At 58.1% G+C, this 16,520-nt stretch carries 13 protein-coding genes; 6 read left to right on the top strand and 7 right to left on the bottom strand.

Translation table 11 applies throughout. The features are described 5' to 3' along the window. Nucleotides 1–67 precede the first annotated feature (67 nt). Entirely contained in the window at nt 68–1,012 is a 945-nt protein-coding gene (locus tag DRET_RS06360; protein ID WP_015751707.1) for a DMT family transporter, read from the top strand. Nucleotides 1,013–1,146: 134 nt separating this feature from the next. Here DRET_RS06360 and DRET_RS06355 read toward each other — a convergent pair whose 3' ends face one another. The 5 genes from DRET_RS06355 to DRET_RS06335 form a co-directional block, all read right to left on the bottom strand. After that, on the bottom strand, nt 1,147–1,623 hold the full coding sequence (locus DRET_RS06355) for a bactofilin family protein (protein WP_015751706.1): 477 nt from the start codon (nt 1,621–1,623) through the stop codon (nt 1,147–1,149). A 174-nt stretch (nt 1,624–1,797) separates the two neighbouring features. Continuing rightward, on the bottom strand, nt 1,798–2,823 hold the full coding sequence (locus tag DRET_RS12970) for a M23 family metallopeptidase (RefSeq protein WP_015751705.1): 1,026 nt from the start codon (nt 2,821–2,823) through the stop codon (nt 1,798–1,800). A gap of 372 nt (nt 2,824–3,195) precedes the next feature. Then, nucleotides 3,196–5,298: a methyl-accepting chemotaxis protein gene (locus tag DRET_RS06345; protein ID WP_015751704.1), complete on the bottom strand. Its 2,103-nt coding sequence runs from the start codon at nt 5,296–5,298 to the stop codon at nt 3,196–3,198. 350 nt (nt 5,299–5,648) lie between these two features. After that, a complete protein-coding gene (locus tag DRET_RS06340; RefSeq protein WP_015751703.1) occupies nt 5,649–6,872 on the bottom strand; it encodes an EAL and HDOD domain-containing protein in 1,224 nt (407 codons plus the stop codon). A 115-nt stretch (nt 6,873–6,987) separates the two neighbouring features. Next, a complete protein-coding gene (locus tag DRET_RS06335) occupies nt 6,988–8,103 on the bottom strand; it encodes an AI-2E family transporter (protein WP_015751702.1) in 1,116 nt (371 codons plus the stop codon). A 306-nt stretch (nt 8,104–8,409) separates the two neighbouring features. Here DRET_RS06335 and DRET_RS12965 point away from each other — a divergent pair, with 306 nt between their 5' ends. Next, nucleotides 8,410–9,084, top strand: coding sequence for a cytochrome c3 family protein (locus tag DRET_RS12965; protein WP_015751701.1), 675 nt, complete (start codon nt 8,410–8,412; stop codon nt 9,082–9,084). 78 nt (nt 9,085–9,162) lie between these two features. Here the strand turns inward: DRET_RS12965 and DRET_RS12960 are convergent, their stop codons facing one another. After that, a complete protein-coding gene (locus DRET_RS12960) occupies nt 9,163–9,546 on the bottom strand; it encodes a hypothetical protein (protein ID WP_015751700.1) in 384 nt (127 codons plus the stop codon). Between the two features lie 397 nt (nt 9,547–9,943). Here DRET_RS12960 and DRET_RS06315 point away from each other — a divergent pair, with 397 nt between their 5' ends. The 4 genes from DRET_RS06315 to DRET_RS06300 all read left to right on the top strand — a co-directional run bounded on the left by DRET_RS06315 (nt 9,944) and on the right by DRET_RS06300 (nt 14,531). Then, nucleotides 9,944–10,546, top strand: coding sequence for a flavodoxin family protein (locus DRET_RS06315; RefSeq protein WP_015751699.1), 603 nt, complete (start codon nt 9,944–9,946; stop codon nt 10,544–10,546). Nucleotides 10,547–10,661: 115 nt separating this feature from the next. After that, nucleotides 10,662–11,012: a DsrE family protein gene (locus tag DRET_RS06310; RefSeq protein ID WP_015751698.1), complete on the top strand. Its 351-nt coding sequence runs from the start codon at nt 10,662–10,664 to the stop codon at nt 11,010–11,012. A 106-nt stretch (nt 11,013–11,118) separates the two neighbouring features. Beyond that, entirely contained in the window at nt 11,119–13,179 is a 2,061-nt protein-coding gene (locus DRET_RS06305; protein WP_015751697.1) for a copper-translocating P-type ATPase, read from the top strand. 206 nt (nt 13,180–13,385) lie between these two features. Next, entirely contained in the window at nt 13,386–14,531 is a 1,146-nt protein-coding gene (locus tag DRET_RS06300) for an iron-containing alcohol dehydrogenase (protein WP_015751696.1), read from the top strand. Between the two features lie 95 nt (nt 14,532–14,626). Here DRET_RS06300 and typA read toward each other — a convergent pair whose 3' ends face one another. Beyond that, the gene (gene typA / locus DRET_RS06295) at nt 14,627–16,468 is read right to left on the bottom strand and encodes a translational GTPase TypA (RefSeq protein WP_015751695.1); all 1,842 of its coding nucleotides are present in this window, start codon (nt 16,466–16,468) and stop codon (nt 14,627–14,629) included. Between the last annotated feature and the right edge of the window lie 52 nt (nt 16,469–16,520).

Genomic DNA, 16,520 nt, shown 5'->3' with positions numbered 1-16,520 from the left:
TTGCGTTGGTCACCTCCACCTCTGGGGACTATCTTCCGGATATATTTCAGAGGAGAGGAGGAGACCTATGTTGAAGAACAAACCGATGTATCCGGAGGTGAGCCAGGACGGACTGCTGCTGTTCGTTGTCGTGTCCTGGGGTATGACATTCCTGTTCACCAAACTGGGACTGCCCAGCTTTCCGGTGCTCAATTTCGCAGCCATGCGCACCTTTGCCGCGGCCGGAACGCTGACGGTCTGCGCCGGGATTCTGCTCCGGCACCGCCCCCACTCCAGGTTGACACGGGGGGACCATGTTCTGGCCCTGTTGCTCGGCGGTCTGGGCATGGGGTGTTTCCCGTATGTTTTTTCCCTGGCCATGAGCCAGACCAGCGCGGCCAACGCTGGATTGATCTTTGGGGCCACACCAGTGGCCGTCGGCGGCATGAGCGCTCTTTTGGGACTGGAGCGCTTGCGGGCGAAGGATTGGCTTGGGCTGTCGTGTTCGTTCGCTGGTATCGCCCTGGTCTCCGTAAGCTCCCTTTCTACTGTGGGCATTGCCGACCTGCAAGGGGATATGCTTATGTTCCTGGCCATGCTCATGTGGGCCGGTTATACGGTGGGCAATCGTTTTGTCTCCGAATCGGCCTCCCGGGTCCATTTCACTGCTCTGGCCTCCCTGTGGGGCAGTACCTTGTTGTGTTTGATGCTCGGTCCGGCATTGTTCAGATTTTCCTGGTCCACTGTCACCCCTTCCGCGTGGACCGGCGTCTTTGGTGCCGGGGTTCTGGGCACAGGCATCGCTTACGTGTTGTGGAGTTCGAGCGTCAAAAAAGTCGGACCGGCCCGAACGGCAGTGTATATGAATCTCGTGCCGCTGGTCGCGGCCGTATGCGGGGCCGTTGTCCTGCACGAGCCGTTGCGGCTGGTCCATCTGCCGGCGGCAGTGGCGGTCATGACCGGCGTGGTCCTGACCCGGGGGCAATCGCGGAAACGGAGCGCGGAATGGAGTTCCAGAGCCGAACACGTCTGACAGGCGTGGCCAGGCGCCGGCAAATATTGCACCCCGGCCTGCTAAGCCTGTTTTCCTTCTGTAGCGTTCGCCAAAGAAAAGCGCCATCCGGTCATCCGGATGGCGCTTTTCTTTGCAGTATGGACTCGCAACGGTCAGACAGCAGCAGATGTCCCGGTGTCTTCCTCATTCTCGTCGTCGGATTCAGAGGGCACAGAAGCGGCCAGATCCCAGGCCGGGGTTGGAGGACAGGGAGCCTCCTTGTCCTCCGCGGATTCATTGAACATGCGGCAACTGCCTTCCAGATGACCACCGGTCAAGACCGTCAAGGCCTTGGTTTCCACATCGCCGTCCACCCGGCCGTTTTCGCCGATGTTGAGCTGCTCCCGGGCCGCGACATTGCCCTGGACCCGGCCGTGAACGTAGACATGGGTGGCCCGGATATTGGCGGTAATGGTCGCGTTCTGATTGACATAGACGCTGCCTTCGCTGGCAATCTCTCCGGTAAATTGGCCTTCGATGCAGATGTCATCGCTGCCGGAGAACCGGCCTTCAAAATTCGTATTGCCACCGATCAAGGTCGGGGTTTTTGAGGGCTTCGGTTGTTCGGGTTGGTGTTTTTTCTTGAACATACGACTCCTTTTCCCGGCCGCGCCTCCTGCGGCCGGCTTTGTCTGTCACCCCGTTGTGTATTTTCCGAAGACAGCCCGGCGACATACCGGAGGATCCGGCGAAGGGTACCGTTTTCTCGCTCTGTCTTGGGTGCTACAAACGGGGTGCGGGATACGGGCTGGGCTTGCCACCGGCTAATGCAGCCCAAGGGAATTCGTCCGGCGATCGAGAATATAATATCTGGGGTTGGTGGCCTTGTCGTCCTTGACCACCTTGTAGTGGACATGTGTCCCGGTGCTGCGGCCGGTATTGCCCATGTAGCCGATGACATCGCGCCGCTGGACCGTTTGCCCTTCCTTGACCGCCACGGACTGGAGGTGGCCGTAACTGGTGGTGATGCCTTTGGAATGTCTGATCCGCAGATAATTGCCGACCAGATAGTTTTTGCCGACTTTGATCACCGTACCGTCGGCCGGAGCAATCAGCGGGGTCTTCCAGGGACCGGCGATGTCCATGGCATCGTGAAATTCCCGCTTGTTCGTGAAGGGGTTCGTGCGCCACCCATAGCTGCAGGAAATCCAGGTTTTTTCCCCGGAAACAGGCATGATGGACGGCAGGTGCTGCAAAGCTTTGTTGCGGTCTTTCAGGGCCTGGAGCACCTCCCCCAGTCCCTGTTTGAGAGTCTCGGAATGGGAAAGCACAGCCGGTTTGACCGCAGGGGGGGCTGTGACAGCCGCGTTTTCGGGAAGCTTTGTCCAGTCCTGGGGCAGACCAAAACCGCCCTGGTGACTCTGCTTTTTGGTCTGAGCGAGATTTTCATCGCTGATATCCAGCCCCAGATAGCGGCGGACTTTGCGCTCCATCTCTTTGATGGTCCGCAGCTCCTCGTGTGAGGCGCTCAATTTGGCCTGCAGGTCCTGGAGGTGACCTTGGGAGCGGTCGAGTTCCAACTGCAACCCCTGGATACGGTCATCTTTTTGGGCCAGCCTCTGGGCTGAGGTCGATTTGAGATTGTCCAGCCGATGTTCGGCCTCTTGGTATCGAACGGCCATCTCCCGGGCCTGCTGGCGGTAATGGACAGTGGTCCAGGTCAGGATGGCGGCGGCGAGAACAAGGGCGCTGGCCAGGATCGCCAGAGAGATGGTCATCCCCCGCCCAAGCGAAAGTGTTCGAAACGGCCGTTCGGGATCGGTGAACCACACCAAAGTGAGTTTTGCCACAAACTGTGCTCCTTATTGACTTCCAACATGACGGCACCCGCATGATGGCATCTTTGGAGAGTAACGCCGTCACGCGGCAGGACTCCCTCGGCTCTCCAGCCGTGCTCTCGTGGTGCTGGACTCAACGTATTGGCCGGCTTGAGGCGAAAGGTGGAAACTGAGGGGGAGGCGTCCAGGGCAGTGAAAAAGGGGGACGCTGTGCAGTGCCGTTTTTGGCTTTGCGCATGGCGATACCTAAGGAACCAACAAATGACAAGTCCTCAAGAAAAGGCCTGTCCGGCGTGAGGGTGGGAACAAACGAGTCGCCAGACGAGCCAGGGAGGCATACAACCGTTTTCAGAAGCGCTTGGTTCTTCTCCAAGATGCGTTGCTTCACTGCACCAATGTATTGGTCCGGGCAGCGAGACTTTGGCCCCAATATCCTGCCTTGTGTTCCCCTTGCGGGATTGAAAATTGGACTTCCTGGGCCGATTCCTGAACCGCGGCGACCAGCTTCTGCATCACCTCCCCAGCCTGCGAGGCCAGCTCGTTGGCCTGGGACGCGGCTGTGGCCGCCTTTGCTGTGGCTTGGACAGTGGCCTTGGATTGGGCTTCGATGGCCGAGATCTGGGCCTCGACATCCTTGGTGGCCTGCTGGGTTTGTACCGCGAGATTGCGAACCTCCTGGGCCACGACGGCAAAACCGCGGCCGGCCTCACCTGCCCTGGCCGCCTCCACGGCCGCGTTCAGAGCCAGGAGGTTCGTCTGATTGGCTACCCCGGAGATCAGATGGATCACCCCGCTGATGGAATTGATCGTTTCTTCGAGTTCGCCCATGTCGTTTTGTAACCGGGTGGCGTGGTCGTGGACCTCGTGCATGACGCCAATGGATTGTTGGACGACTGCATCGCCGCTCTCGGCTTGGTCGCGGGTGCTTTGAGCCAATTCGGTAATCCGTCGCTGCTGGGCCCGCTCGGAACTCATGTCCACCCACAGGGCAAAGGCCCCGATGAGCGAATTTTCAGCGTCGTAGATGGGATTGGCCGAAATCCGGAGGTCCACAGAACTTCCGTGCCGGGCATGGCGCAACTGGACCTCGCTTTCGGTGAATGCTTCCGTTTCCAGCACTTCCCGGGTCATGAACCACTCCGCCTGCCGCCAGTCGACAAATTCCTCGACCTGCCATCCGTGATACTCTTCGGGAGCCCCATCGCGGCCCAGAATTTCCAGGGCCGCGCCGTTCACGGCCGTAATCCGGTTCTCACGGTCAACCACCACATAGGGCATGCAGATACCGTCCAGCAGAGATTGGGCAAAGGCCATGCGGTTGTTGAGTTGCTGCAGAACGCTGTCCAGAGCCCGGGAGGTTTGACCGATGACGTCATTGACGCCGTGCTCAAAAGCGAAATCGGACTCCCCGCTGGCCACTCGTTCGGATTCCTCGGCCAAGCGCTTGATGGGACGCATGATCTGGCGGCTGACCAGACCGATGACAATCAGGGCCAAGGCCAAAGAGGGAGCGGCGCTCCAGCCTGCGGCGGCGAGTACACGTTCATTGATGCCCTGACTCAGTGCGGATCGTGCCACGGTGGTCACCAGATACGTCTCCCAGGGCGCAAAATAATTGACGACCGCCAGTCGCTGGTCGCCTCGTCTGGTATACGTGTGGACGTTTTGGCTCTTTTGGGAGCTCCGCTCCAAAGCGGTCTGGTCCCATTGCTGCCCCTGGCGATCGCTCTCGGGATGCAGGAGGATTTTTCCGGAGGGGCCCACGGCCAGGGAATACCCTTTTCCATTGACGTTCAGGCGTTGCAAAGTCTGCCCTAATTGGGGGGTGAGCAAGGGCCGCACGACCTCCAGGGCGCCGATCACCTGTTCGCCGCGCAAATCCATCAGTGGCTGATAGGCCGCAAGGAAGGCCCTGCCGTTGATGCGGATTTTGCCGGTATATGGTTCACCTGAGGACAGGGCCTGGGACGCCGGATGGTCCGGGGCCAGGAAGCCGCCGATTCGCCGCTTCTCGGCGTTGTCCTGCAGTGTGGTTGAGATGCGGACAAACCGCTTGTCCTTTTGCAAAAGGACACTGACATCGTCGGAGACGGTCTTCTGGACCGTGTCCACCAGGGTGTGGTCCTCGTTGAGAAAGGCGTTGCCGAGTTTGAGTCCTGGCAAAACAACCGTCTCCCCTTCTTGGCCCCTCCCTTGGAGGGCAATTTTGCTTTCAAACAGGGGGTTGATAACCGGGAAGCCTTTCAGGTTGAACTGGAGGTCAAAGACGTTGAGTTCCGAGTCCAGGGCCTTGACCGTCAGATCGTGTTTGAGCTGAACGGTCTCCACCAAAGTCCGCGAAACCCCTTGCAGGAGTTCATGGCCTTGTTTTGTATATCCTTTTTTGGAATACCAGCCATTCATGGCACTGGTGCACAGGAGAGTGACCAGAACCACGGCTATGCAGCCCAGTGTGAGCTTGGCCTGAACGCCGACCTTCTTCAGCATGGAGATCTCCTTTTTTCCCGTCCCTGCTTTGAGTTCTTTCTTTGCGTTCAGGGTGTTAGAGAATGGAGATGGCTTTCAGGCTGTCATTGTGTGACATTTTCGTGACAGGAGAGAAGGGCAAAGACGGGAGGAAAACGCGGACTCGGATCACGGCTGGATGACCGGTATCCTTGTCAGTGCACTGCCATGTGGTGATAAAGGGGGCGGGCAGGTTCGGTGAGAGCAGGAACAGGCCGATACGCAGGAAGCGTTGGCGGCAGACAGCTCGCCGACCCCCTGTCCTGGTCCGTCACAAGGGGCGTGCTTCGCGATGTTGAAGCGGGATACGCAGCGATGCTCGTGCTGGCCTGTTAACTGTGGGAAAAGAAACTGTGGGTATGAATCAAAGCGGCGGTATAGGCCTGGGTTACTTCGTCAGCAGTCAGCCCCAAGCTGGCGAGATGGAACTGGACAGCGGTCCAATCGCCGCGTTCCAGGCGGATAGCGAGATCAAGCCATTGTCTGTCCTGGGTGTTGTCCCCCAGCAGCGTCGAGCGGATGGAATCGTCCAGGGCGAGATACTTGAGGACCTGGCTCATGGGCTGGTCCAGGATGACGTCCAGCAGGGAAAACAGCCCCAGCAGATACATGGATTCCGGGGGCAACGGGGTCTTGGCTTGCTGGCTGAGATATTGCAAGAAGGCCGCCCGGCTGACCGAGAGGTTGATCAGTTCCCCAGGTTTGTCATCCCGGATGACTTCCGAGAGCAACAGAGCCCGGATCCAATTCTTGATCTTTTTTTCGCCCAGGAGCTTCACGGCGTGGGGAATCGATTTGACTTCGTTCATGAGCCCCATGCCGGGGGAATTGAGGTACTTGAGCAGCCGGTAACTGGTGGAGACGTCGTTTTTGATGGTCAGAGTCAGTTCTTCGAGGTTGTCCGGATGCCCCAACTGCTCCAAAAGCTGGAGCTTGGCCACTTGGCTGGTGGAGAGATCCTTATGGCTGATCGTCCGTGAATTGGTAAAAAAGAAGCCCTGGAAGAGTTCGAAGCCGAGTTCACGGGCCTGCTGGAGACTGGCGTAACCGTCCACATTGCGGGCTAAAAGCGTGACATTGCATTCGTGGAGTTGAGCGGCCTTGCGGCGCAGCCCCTCTTCGGAGAATTGGCGCAGATCAACGATAGCGATGTCCGCCAGACGGACAAAAGGTTGCAATCGTTCGGTATTGCTGGCGATGTCCACGGCGAGCAATGCCCGGTTCTGCATGGCCTCACACAGGGCGAGGACAGCGGCGTTCGGCGTCGCTTTTTCGCTCAAGGCGACCAGCGTGTCCGGGGGGAATTCAACGCGTTCATGGTTTTCAAGCAGGGATTGATCCAGGTGGACGCATTTGATGGTCGGGGTGGGCGCGGTATGCTCGGCCAATTGTAAACCGTTTTGGAGGGCGTCGGGGTCCAAAAGGGCTGACGTGCATTCGCCGTGTTCCAGGTCATTGCTTTTGCACAGGTCCACAGCGTATCCCCAGACATCCAGGCGGACGTTCAGGATCGGTTGGCGGAAAAGGCAGATGTCGAAATCTGTGGATTCGCTCATGCTCACGTTCGGTCACCCAATGGGATCGATATTGTGTAAGGAAGTCAAACTTTATGCGAGAAATACCGGAAAATCAAATGGTCTTTATCTCTCCAGCGTTTGGAGCATTCCGGCACTAGCACTTTGCGGTTTGATCCGACAACCCTTTTTCGCCCTCCTCTTCAGCCGCTACGTCGCCCTTGCCGAATTCGAGCCCGAACATTTCCCAGACCGTCAAAAACAGGGCCGCCACCACCGGTCCAATAACAAACCCGGCCAGACCATAAACCGCCAGTCCACCCAGGGTGGCCAGCAGAATCAGATAGTCCGGGAGCCGGGTTTCCCGCCCTACCAGGGCCGGCCTGAGAATGTTGTCCGCCAGCCCTATGACCACCGAACCGGTGGCCAGCAGGATGCCACCCTTCAGATAGGCCCCGGTGGCGATGAGGATGATCCCGGCCGGCCCCCAGACCAATGCCGAGCCCACCACCGGCAGGATAGACAGCAAGACCATCAATACCCCCCAGAGCAAGGCGCCCTGGAGACCCAGAATCCAGAACAGCCCACCGCCGATGCCGCCTTGAACAATCCCGATGACCAGGGTCCCCTTGATTGTGGCTCGAGCCACCTCGGCAAAGCGGTTGAAAAGCAGCCGTTCCCGCCTGTCGCCCAAAGGGATGGTCCGGACGAGGACGTTGACAATGCCTTGTCCGTCCTTGAAGAAAAAATACAATAAATAGAGCATGATAAGTGTCTGTATCAGAACCTGGACCGTACTTTGTCCGATGCGAAAGAGGTGATTGGCCAGGAACTGACTGGCTCGCAGAGCGGTTTGGGAGAGAATCTCCCGCAACCGGTCAAAGTCGATTCCAATGCGTTCCAAGCCGTCTACGAGCTGTGGCAGAGACTGTTCGACAAGGCGCACCGGTTGCTGGATGTCGATTTTTCCGGAAAGGACCTGTTGATACAGGGACAGGGATTCCTGCATCACCGCCAGGGCCAGGACAAAAAGAGGCAGCACTACCCCCAGGACGATACTGGACACTGTAATCACGGATCCCAGGCGCTGGCGACCGTGACACAGGCGCAGGACCTGCCGGTACAGCGGCTGAAAAACGATGGCCAGAAGGATCCCCCAAAAAACCGGCTGCCAAAATCCTTTGACCAGCCAAAGGAATCCGGCGGATACACCGGCTGTGAGCAGAACAAAGGCGCGTTTCTGGGCTTGATCCGTGGATGATTTGAGGGGCATTGGCGATCGTCTCCTGGTTGGGCGCTACGGCACAGACGTTTGAACCGGGAACGGCTATGGGAGGAATTGGCCACAATATGTGAGGCTTACGAAAATAAGCAACTGAAATCAAGCAAGTTCGTCTTGTAAGCCGCAGGCTTTTCTGCTAGCCGAAAGGCAATAGTTCCGAGGGGGAAACGAGGTTGAACTGGTCCTGTCCCGCCTGAGGGTGCATTGCGTTGTGTGGTGCGGATACCCCCCTCCCGGTTGCCTCGGGAAGGGATATACCCTGTGGCCGGCATGGACCACAAGGAGGAGTGGAGATCTATGAAACGTTTGTTACCGTTTTGGGGATTCGGGTGTCTTGCGGTGTTTGGGCTTGTTCTGGGTACGGCCATCACAGGCCTTGCCGTCTCGGAAATGGATAAGCTTGAAGATGAGATGACAATCGAAGCACTGGAATCCGTTTCGTTTGAAGAGCTCGAAGCTGCCGAAAACGAGGCTGCTGAAGCAAAAAAGGCGGAACCAAAGCAAGCGGCGGAGACACCAGAGGTGGAGGACGACGCTACCGAGCAGGCCGGAGCTGAAGAGCAGGAAACCGCTGCTGAAGAGTCCGCAACAAAATCTGAAGCCCCTGCCGAAACCGCCGCAGCTGAGGCTCCTGAGGAAGAGGCCTCCGGTGGGAGCGGCGTTCCGCCGCAAATGGTCACCTTGGACGCCGCCAAAGGAAAGGCCCAGGGATTGTATTCACCCGTGGATTTTGACCACGAATTGCACCTGACCACTGGCGCCTGCACCGACTGTCACCATATGTATGAACAGACCGGGACCTACCAGCCCTGCTCCAACTGCCACGAGCCCAAGGTGGACGCGGCCAGCCCGAAGATGAGTCTGTTCAATGCCTACCACAACCGGAAGAATATCGCTTCCTGCGTTGGCTGCCACACCGAAATGCAGGTCGGCCCGACAGGCTGTCGTGACTGCCACACCGTTGGCCAATAACAGCTTCTACAAACACAATTCCACTCGGCCGGTTCCTCCATGGATCCGGCCGTTTTTTTTGTGCGGCGCAGTTCGGTGTCAGCTCTGCAAGTGCGTTAACACCGCCTTGTACAAGTCCCGAAGGTCGGTTTCCGGATTCGAATGTTCCTGCGGCACCGGGACCCCTCTCTCCTGGGCCAGGGTTCGGATCTGATACCAGGTCGGCAGCCAGACCAAGGACCGTTCCAAGGTGTCAACGTCGCCGAGGAGTTTGACGAAATGGCCCAAGTTGAGGATGAAGTAGATCCGATGCGGAAACGGTGACTCCACAGGCAGCGCCCGATCCGGATCCCAGACAAAACAGCCGACATGGGCGTGCCAGGGAAGTCCCGCCCGTTTCAATTCACGAGCAAGGCGGCAGATTGCTTCGGTGAACGGGAGCGGCGGGTAGTCGTATTCCGGATCGAAGGGCGTCGGTTGCATGGATCAAACCTCCTGAGGTTGCCGGGGTGTGCAATGGAATCGTTTGCAGAGATTCTGGCGGCACCTTCTGCAGGGCAAAAAGGTTCTCCGGGCTCTTTTTGGGAGATGGCCGGAAACACCGGCTTTACTGACAGAACCATAGTTGTGCCTGGAAACCTGGAGCAGAACAAGTCCACAAAAGCCCCTTTGACAGCAAGGTCAAGTGATTTAGTGTTGAAACCCGTTGCGGGACCTCTCCGGAGGTACTTTGAGGCAGTAAGAAAGTGGCTGCCACAAGGTTGCCAATTGCATGGTGTCCGTCCCTGGTTTAGGACTGGTTGCAGGCTGGGGCGCAGTTCCGGGAGGCGTTCCTGCATGGAATTTTTCCAAACTGAGAAACAGCTCAAAGGAGATGGATATGAAAGTCATCGGATTCAATGGCAGTCCGCGTAAGGAAGGCAATACGGCCCGTCTGGTTAGCACCGTGCTCGACACCCTCGAAGGCAATGGGATCGCCACCGAGTACATCCAACTCGGCGGGCAGAACATGCATGGGTGCATTGCCTGTATGCAGTGCCGCGAAAATCAGGACCGCCAGTGCAGCATCAAGACAGATAATTGCAACGAATACCTGGAAAAAATGATCGAGGCCGACGGCATTGTCGTCGGAGCCCCGACCTATTTTGCTGATCTGAATGCTGAGACAAAGGCTCTTTTGGACCGGTCCAGTTTTGTGGCCCTGCAAAACGGCGGGCTCTTTCGCGGCAAGGTCGGGGCTGGTGTGGTTGCTGCCCGTCGCGGCGGCGCCGTCCGGGTCATGGACTCTATTTTAAAGCCGTTCCAGATGTCGGAAATGTTTTTACCGGGATCGACGTATTGGAATCTGGGATACGGACTCCAACCGGACGAAGTGGTCGGTGATACGGAAGGCATCAACAATATGCGCAATCTCGGCCGACAGATCGCTTACCTGCTCAAGGCTCTCGACTTGGCGCGAGAAAATGGTGTCCAGGTCAGTTGAGTGTTTCAAACGGGCTGAGATTCCCCAGGGGGCTCTGCCCGTTTTTTTGTGTCTGAATGTCAGTTCGGACAATCAGTAAACGGGATGCAGTTCCCCAAGGAAAGGAGACTCGCACATGGCCGCCTTTTTGTTTGTGCTTTCCAAAAACGAGAATGAGGCCCTGACCCGGTGTTGCCAGTTCGCGAACATCGCCCATAAGAAGGGGCATACGGTGAACATGTTTTTTATCGACGAGGGCGTGCAATGGGCCGACAAGCATCGTGATTTCAGCCAAAAGACAGTTACGGGCGATTGTCCGAACGATTATCTGTCCTATCTGGTTGAAAATGAGGTTCCCATTGGGATCTGTACGCCGTGCGCCAAGAACCGCCAAATGGACGAAGCCCATTTTCTGCCCAACATGCTCTTGGATGGCGGCCCCCATCTGATCGATATGGCGGCCGAGGCCAAGGTGTTCAACTTCTAAATTCCCTTTGCCTCGGTCTTCTTGGGACGTCTTTGAACAAAGAGCGACCAGCGCCCCAAATCTCGTCCTATTCAGGCCACAGGCCGCAGTGAACCAGGAGCAAACTATGTCCAGCGAGCACGAGAACCACCACTCCTCGAATTCCCACGACCACGCGTCGCACCACGAACATATGGTTCAGGACTTTCGTCACCGGTTTTGGATCAGTCTTGTTTTGACCGTGCCGGTGTTGGCCCTGTCGCCGATGTTCAAGGCCCTGGTCGGACTCGAGAACTGGTTCCGCTTTTCCGGAGAAATGTACGTCCTGCTCGCCGTTTCCACAGCAATTTTTGTATACGGGGGCAAACCGTTTTACGGTGGGCTGGTCAAAGAATTGCGGAAAAAAGAACCGGGGATGATGACCCTTATCGGGTTGGCCATCAGCGTGGCCTTTGTCTACAGCGCCGCCGTGGCCCTGGGGTTTCCCGGAAAGACCTTTTTCTGGGAAGTGGCCACCCTGATCGACATCATGCTCGTGGGACATTGGATCGAAATGCGCTCGGTCATGGCGGCTTCCTCGGCCTTGGAAGAACTCGCCAAACTGCTGCCCGGCACCGCCCATAAATACACGGAGGGCTCCACGACCGAGGAAGTGACTGTCGAGCAATTGCAAAGCGGGGACAGGATATTAATCAAGCCTGGGGAAAAGATCCCGGCCGACGGTGTCATTGAATCCGGGACTTCCTCGGTGGACGAATCCATGTTGACCGGGGAGGCAACGCCGGTTGCCAAAAAGGAAGGCGAGGAAGTCATCGGCGGCGCCGTCAACGGTGACGGAGCTTTGAGCGTGACCGTCAAACAGACCGGGGAAGATTCCTATCTCTCCCAGGTCATCAACCTCGTCCACCAGGCCCAGGAAAGCAAATCCAAATCCCAGAATCTTGCCGACCGCGCCGCCTTGTGGTTGACCATCATCGCCTTGTCCGCCGGGGCGGTGACATTATTCGTCTGGTTCGGTTTGGCTGGTCGGGATTTCCTCTTTTCCCTGGAACGCACGGTCACGGTTATGGTCATCACCTGCCCGCATGCCTTGGGGCTGGCGGTTCCGCTTGTTGCGGCCGTCTCCACATCCCTGGCGGCCGGTCGCGGCTTTTTGATCCGCGACCGCGGGGCGTTTGAAAAGGCCCGGGGATTGCAAGCGGTCCTTTTCGACAAGACCGGGACCCTGACTGAGGGCACGTTCCGGGTCACGGCCGTGGACGCCGTCGAAGGGGTCGAGCGCCGCGAGGTCCTGCGTTTGGCCGGCGGCGTGGAAAGCCAATCCGAGCATCCCATCGCTCAGGGGGTTTTGGCCACCTTACGCGACAAGCATATCGAGGTGCCCGACATTGAGCAGTTTGAAGCCATCAAGGGCCAGGGGGCGACAGCACGCATTGAAGGCCGGCAGGTCCAGGTGGTCAGTCCCGGCTATCTGGATGATCAGGGGATCGCCTACGACGCCGGGGCGTTTTCCGATATTCTTGATCGGGGCAAGACCGCGGTCTTTGTCCTGGTTGATGGTGAGGTCCTTGGAGGGTTGGCGCTTTCGGACACGATCCGCACGTCGTCCAAGGAGGCGGTTGCGGTGCTCAAAAAAATGGGTATCCGCTGTCTCATGGTGACTGGAGACAATCAGGACACCGCGGACGCTGTGGCCGCGGAGGTCGGCATTGACGAGGTTTTTGCCGAAGTGCTGCCGGAATATAAGGCCCAGACGGTCAAAGATGTTCAGCAGCGCGGTCTGGTCACCGCCATGATCGGCGACGGGATCAACGATGCCCCGGCCTTGGCCCAGGCCGATTTGGGCGTGGCCATCGGCGCTGGAACAGACGTAGCGATGGAGACCGCAGACATCGTTCTGGTCCGCAACGACCCCCGCGATGTGGCCGGGATCGTCTCTCTGGCCCGCGCGACCCACCGGAAGATGGTCCAGAATCTCTTCTGGGCCACGGGCTATAACGCTTTTGCCATCCCGTTGGCCGCCGGGATTCTGGCTCCGTGGGGCTTTTTCCTCAGTCCTGCCGCCGGGGCTGTTCTCATGTCTCTGTCCACGGTGATCGTGGCCATCAACGCCCGGTTCCTCCGAGCCCGGCCGCTCCTCGTCGCCGCGGATGCTGGTTCCGACAGCAATCCGGTCTCGGCGCAATGAGGACTTGGTTGTCCACATATCGCTTTTTCCCTCGGAACGTTTTTGCATTGGGATCCGGAAACTCGCTTGGTACCGGAATTTTGTTGACGGCCTGGAAAAAACGCACACTCCACGTCCCTCCAGGCTGGACCCAATTTTTCTGAATCGGAGTAGAGGCTATCTTTTGAGGGACTTGTGTTGTGCATGTTACTTTATCTGGAGGGCGTATGGAATTTCAGTTTGCTATGCCGAGTGCGGTTCGTTTCGGTCCCCGCGTGGCGTCGAGTACAGGCGATGTTGTAGCAGGTATGGGCGGAAGCAAGGTCCTGTTCATTTATGATGCCGGGGTGGAGGCAGCCGGCTTGACAGAGGGGGTGCGGCAAAGTCTTGAGGACCAAGGTCTGGAAGTGTTTGATTACAACGGTGTACTGGCCAATCCGCCGGACACCATTGTTGAGGAGACAGCAGCCTGGGCCAAACAAGCGGGCGTGGACAGTCTGGTGGCCCTCGGCGGGGGGAGTTCCATCGATTGCGCAAAAGCGATCAATATTTTGCTGACCAACCCTGCTCCGATTACTCAGTATGATGGATTGGGATTGGTCTACGCTCCGACGTTGCCCTTGGTGGCCCTGCCGACCACAGCCGGAACCGCCAGTGAAGTGACCTCGTTTACGATTATCACTGACACGGTGCGCAAAAAGAAAATGGTCATCGGTGGTCCTCATGTGGGGGCGGATATGGCCTTGCTGGACCCCGAACTCACAGTGGGACTTCCCCCAGATATCACCGCATCCACCGGGATGGACGCGTTGACCCACGCCATTGAGGCCTATGTGTCCAAGGGAGCTATGGTGCCCACGGACATCAACGCGTTGAAGGCTATAGAGTTGATCGCCCAGTATATCAAACGCGCCACCGAAGACGGCACGGACCGGGAAGCACGGGAAAATATGCTTTTGGGGAGTATGCTGGCCGGTTTCGCCTTTAATTCGGCGGTCCTCGGCCTCGTTCATTCCATTGCCCATCCCTTGAGTGTGCATTGCGGCCTGCCCCACGGCGTGGCCAATGCCTGCGTTCTCCCCTATGTTATGGCCTATAACGCCCCGGCCGTGCCGGAACGGATGCGGGGAATCGCCCGCGCCTTAGGCATTGATGTGACCGGACAATCGCAGAAAGAAAGCGCCCAGGCCGCCGTGGACCTTGTCAGCCGGTTGCGGCGAGACTTGGCCATTCCCTCGCTGTCGGCACTCGGGGTCCGTCAGGACCACTTCGACCGTGTCGCTGACGACGCGTTGCAAGAAATAAGTACTCTTTTTAATCCCAAGCAACCAACCAAAGAGGATGTGATGTCGATTTTGAAACAGGCCTTGTGATTTAGCCTGTTCCCCACCGTGTCAATAAGCCCCAACTGCAAACGCCCCCTGCCGCTTCGGCAGGGGGCGTTTGCAGTTGGGGCAAAAGGGCGAGGCTAGCTGTCGTTTTTGCGCTGTCGCGCCCACTGGGTATGGCGTTTCTGGCTCGAGAGTTCGGTCTTGCGCATGCGCAGGGATTCGGGGGTGACTTCCAGGAGTTCATCCTCACGGATGAAGCTGATGGCCAATTCCAGCGACAGCGGTCTGACCGGTGTCAGGGTCACGCTTTCGTCCTTGCCCGAGGCCCGGACATTGGTCAGCTTCTTTTCCTTGCACGGATTAACGTCGATATCCTGTCCCCGGTTGTGCTCGCCGACAATCATTCCCTCATAGACCGGTTCGCCGGGCTGAAGGAAGAGTTGCCCCCGGGGTTCGAGGTTGAACAGCGCATACGGCACCGCGGTGCCGGCCCGATCGGAGACTATGGACCCTGTGTAACGGCTGGGAAAGGCGCCGCGGTAAGGGCCGTAGCCGTCAAAGCGGGAATGGAGCAGTCCCGAGCCACGTGTGTCGGTCAAAAACTCGTCGCGGTAACCGATAAGCCCTCGGGCGGGTATGGAGAATTCAATGCGCACCCGGCCCTGGCCGTTGTTGACCAGATTGGTCATCTTGCCTTTGCGCAGGGAGAGCTTTTCCGTGACCACGCCCATGAATTGCTCCTCGCAATCCACCAGCAGCCGTTCCAGTGGCTCGAGTTGTTGCCCGTTTTCATAAACAAAGATGACCTCCGGCCGCCCGACGCTGAATTCATATCCTTCGCGGCGCATGGTCTCGATGAGGATCGAGAGCTGGAATTCCCCGCGTCCCTTGACCAGGATGGTGTCGCGGGTCTCGGCGTCCTCCAAGGCGATGGCCACGTTGGCCAGCACCTCTTTTTCCAGGCGCTCCCGGATACGGCTGAACTGGACGTATTTGCCCTCCCGGCCGCTTAGGGGCGAATCGTTGACTGTGAATTTCATGGCTACAGTGGGCTTGTCCACAGTGATTCGCGGCAAGGGCTGGGGATCGACCTGATGACAGATGGTGTCGCCGATGCGGATGGTGTCCAGGCCGGCAATAACCGCGATGTCCCCAGCCTCCACCGCCTCCACATCGCGCAATTGCATGCCTTCGTAGACCTGGAGTTTGGAAATCCGGAGGGGGGTCTCTACGCCGCCCTCGCCGACACAGACCAGGTTGTCCTTGATCCGCACGGTGCCGTTGGCGATTTTCCCCACCGCCAGTCGACCGACAAAATCAGAGTACCCCAGATCCGAGACCAACATCTGCAGCGGTGCTTCGGGGTCATAAGCCGGGCCGGGGATCTGATCCACAATAGCGTCGAAAAGACAATGCAGATCTGTCCCTGGCTCTTCCAGGCTGGGCGAGGCCACGCCGTCGCGGCCGATGGCGTAGAGCAACTGGAATTCCAATTGCTCCTCAGAGGCGCCCAGGTCGATAAGCAGGTCGTAGATCTCGTCCAGCACTTCATCGGGCCGGGCGTCGTGGCGGTCGATTTTGTTCATGACCACGATGATCGGCAGATTGGCGTCCAGCGCTTTGCTGAGCACGAACCGGGTTTGCGGCAAGGGACCTTCCGAGGCGTCGACCAGGAGGATGGCGCCGTCAGCCATGGACAGGGCCCGTTCCACTTCCCCGCCGAAATCGGCGTGGCCGGGGGTGTCAATGATGTTGATCCGCACGCCATTCCACATGACCGAACAGTTCTTGGCCGCGATGGTGATGCCCCGTTCGCGTTCCAGATCCATACTGTCCATAAGACGATCGTCGGTTTCCTGATCGTCGCGAAACAGGCCGCTTTGGCGGAACATGGCATCGACGAGGGTGGTTTTGCCGTGGTCGACGTGAGCGATAATAGCAATATTGCGCAACCGGTCGTTGCGAACAGTCTGAGGCATGGGCTGGATCTCCAAAGGAAAAAGTGAATGTCGGCGCGGTACGGCGTTGGAC

This window comes from Desulfohalobium retbaense DSM 5692, from assembly GCF_000024325.1.
Lineage (GTDB): Bacteria > Desulfobacterota > Desulfovibrionia > Desulfovibrionales > Desulfohalobiaceae > Desulfohalobium > Desulfohalobium retbaense.
Note: the sequence above shows the minus strand (reverse complement) of the source record. Positions and strands in the feature narration are given on the sequence as shown.

Excerpts from the sequence above, each read along its gene's own strand:
- DRET_RS06335 (WP_015751702.1), bottom strand. The coding sequence starts at position 8,103 with ATGCCCCTCAAATCATCCACGGATCAAGCCCAGAAACGCGCCTTTGTT.
- DRET_RS06315 (WP_015751699.1), top strand. The coding sequence starts at position 9,944 with ATGAAAGTCATCGGATTCAATGGCAGTCCGCGTAAGGAAGGCAATACG.
- DRET_RS06340 (WP_015751703.1), bottom strand. The coding sequence starts at position 6,872 with ATGAGCGAATCCACAGATTTCGACATCTGCCTTTTCCGCCAACCGATC.
- DRET_RS12960 (WP_015751700.1), bottom strand. The coding sequence starts at position 9,546 with ATGCAACCGACGCCCTTCGATCCGGAATACGACTACCCGCCGCTCCCG.
- DRET_RS06360 (WP_015751707.1), top strand. The coding sequence starts at position 68 with ATGTTGAAGAACAAACCGATGTATCCGGAGGTGAGCCAGGACGGACTG.
- typA (WP_015751695.1), bottom strand. The coding sequence starts at position 16,468 with ATGCCTCAGACTGTTCGCAACGACCGGTTGCGCAATATTGCTATTATC.
- DRET_RS06300 (WP_015751696.1), top strand. The coding sequence starts at position 13,386 with ATGGAATTTCAGTTTGCTATGCCGAGTGCGGTTCGTTTCGGTCCCCGC.
- DRET_RS06355 (WP_015751706.1), bottom strand. The coding sequence starts at position 1,623 with ATGTTCAAGAAAAAACACCAACCCGAACAACCGAAGCCCTCAAAAACC.
- DRET_RS06345 (WP_015751704.1), bottom strand. The coding sequence starts at position 5,298 with ATGCTGAAGAAGGTCGGCGTTCAGGCCAAGCTCACACTGGGCTGCATA.
- DRET_RS06305 (WP_015751697.1), top strand. The coding sequence starts at position 11,119 with ATGTCCAGCGAGCACGAGAACCACCACTCCTCGAATTCCCACGACCAC.
- DRET_RS06310 (WP_015751698.1), top strand. The coding sequence starts at position 10,662 with ATGGCCGCCTTTTTGTTTGTGCTTTCCAAAAACGAGAATGAGGCCCTG.
- DRET_RS12965 (WP_015751701.1), top strand. The coding sequence starts at position 8,410 with ATGAAACGTTTGTTACCGTTTTGGGGATTCGGGTGTCTTGCGGTGTTT.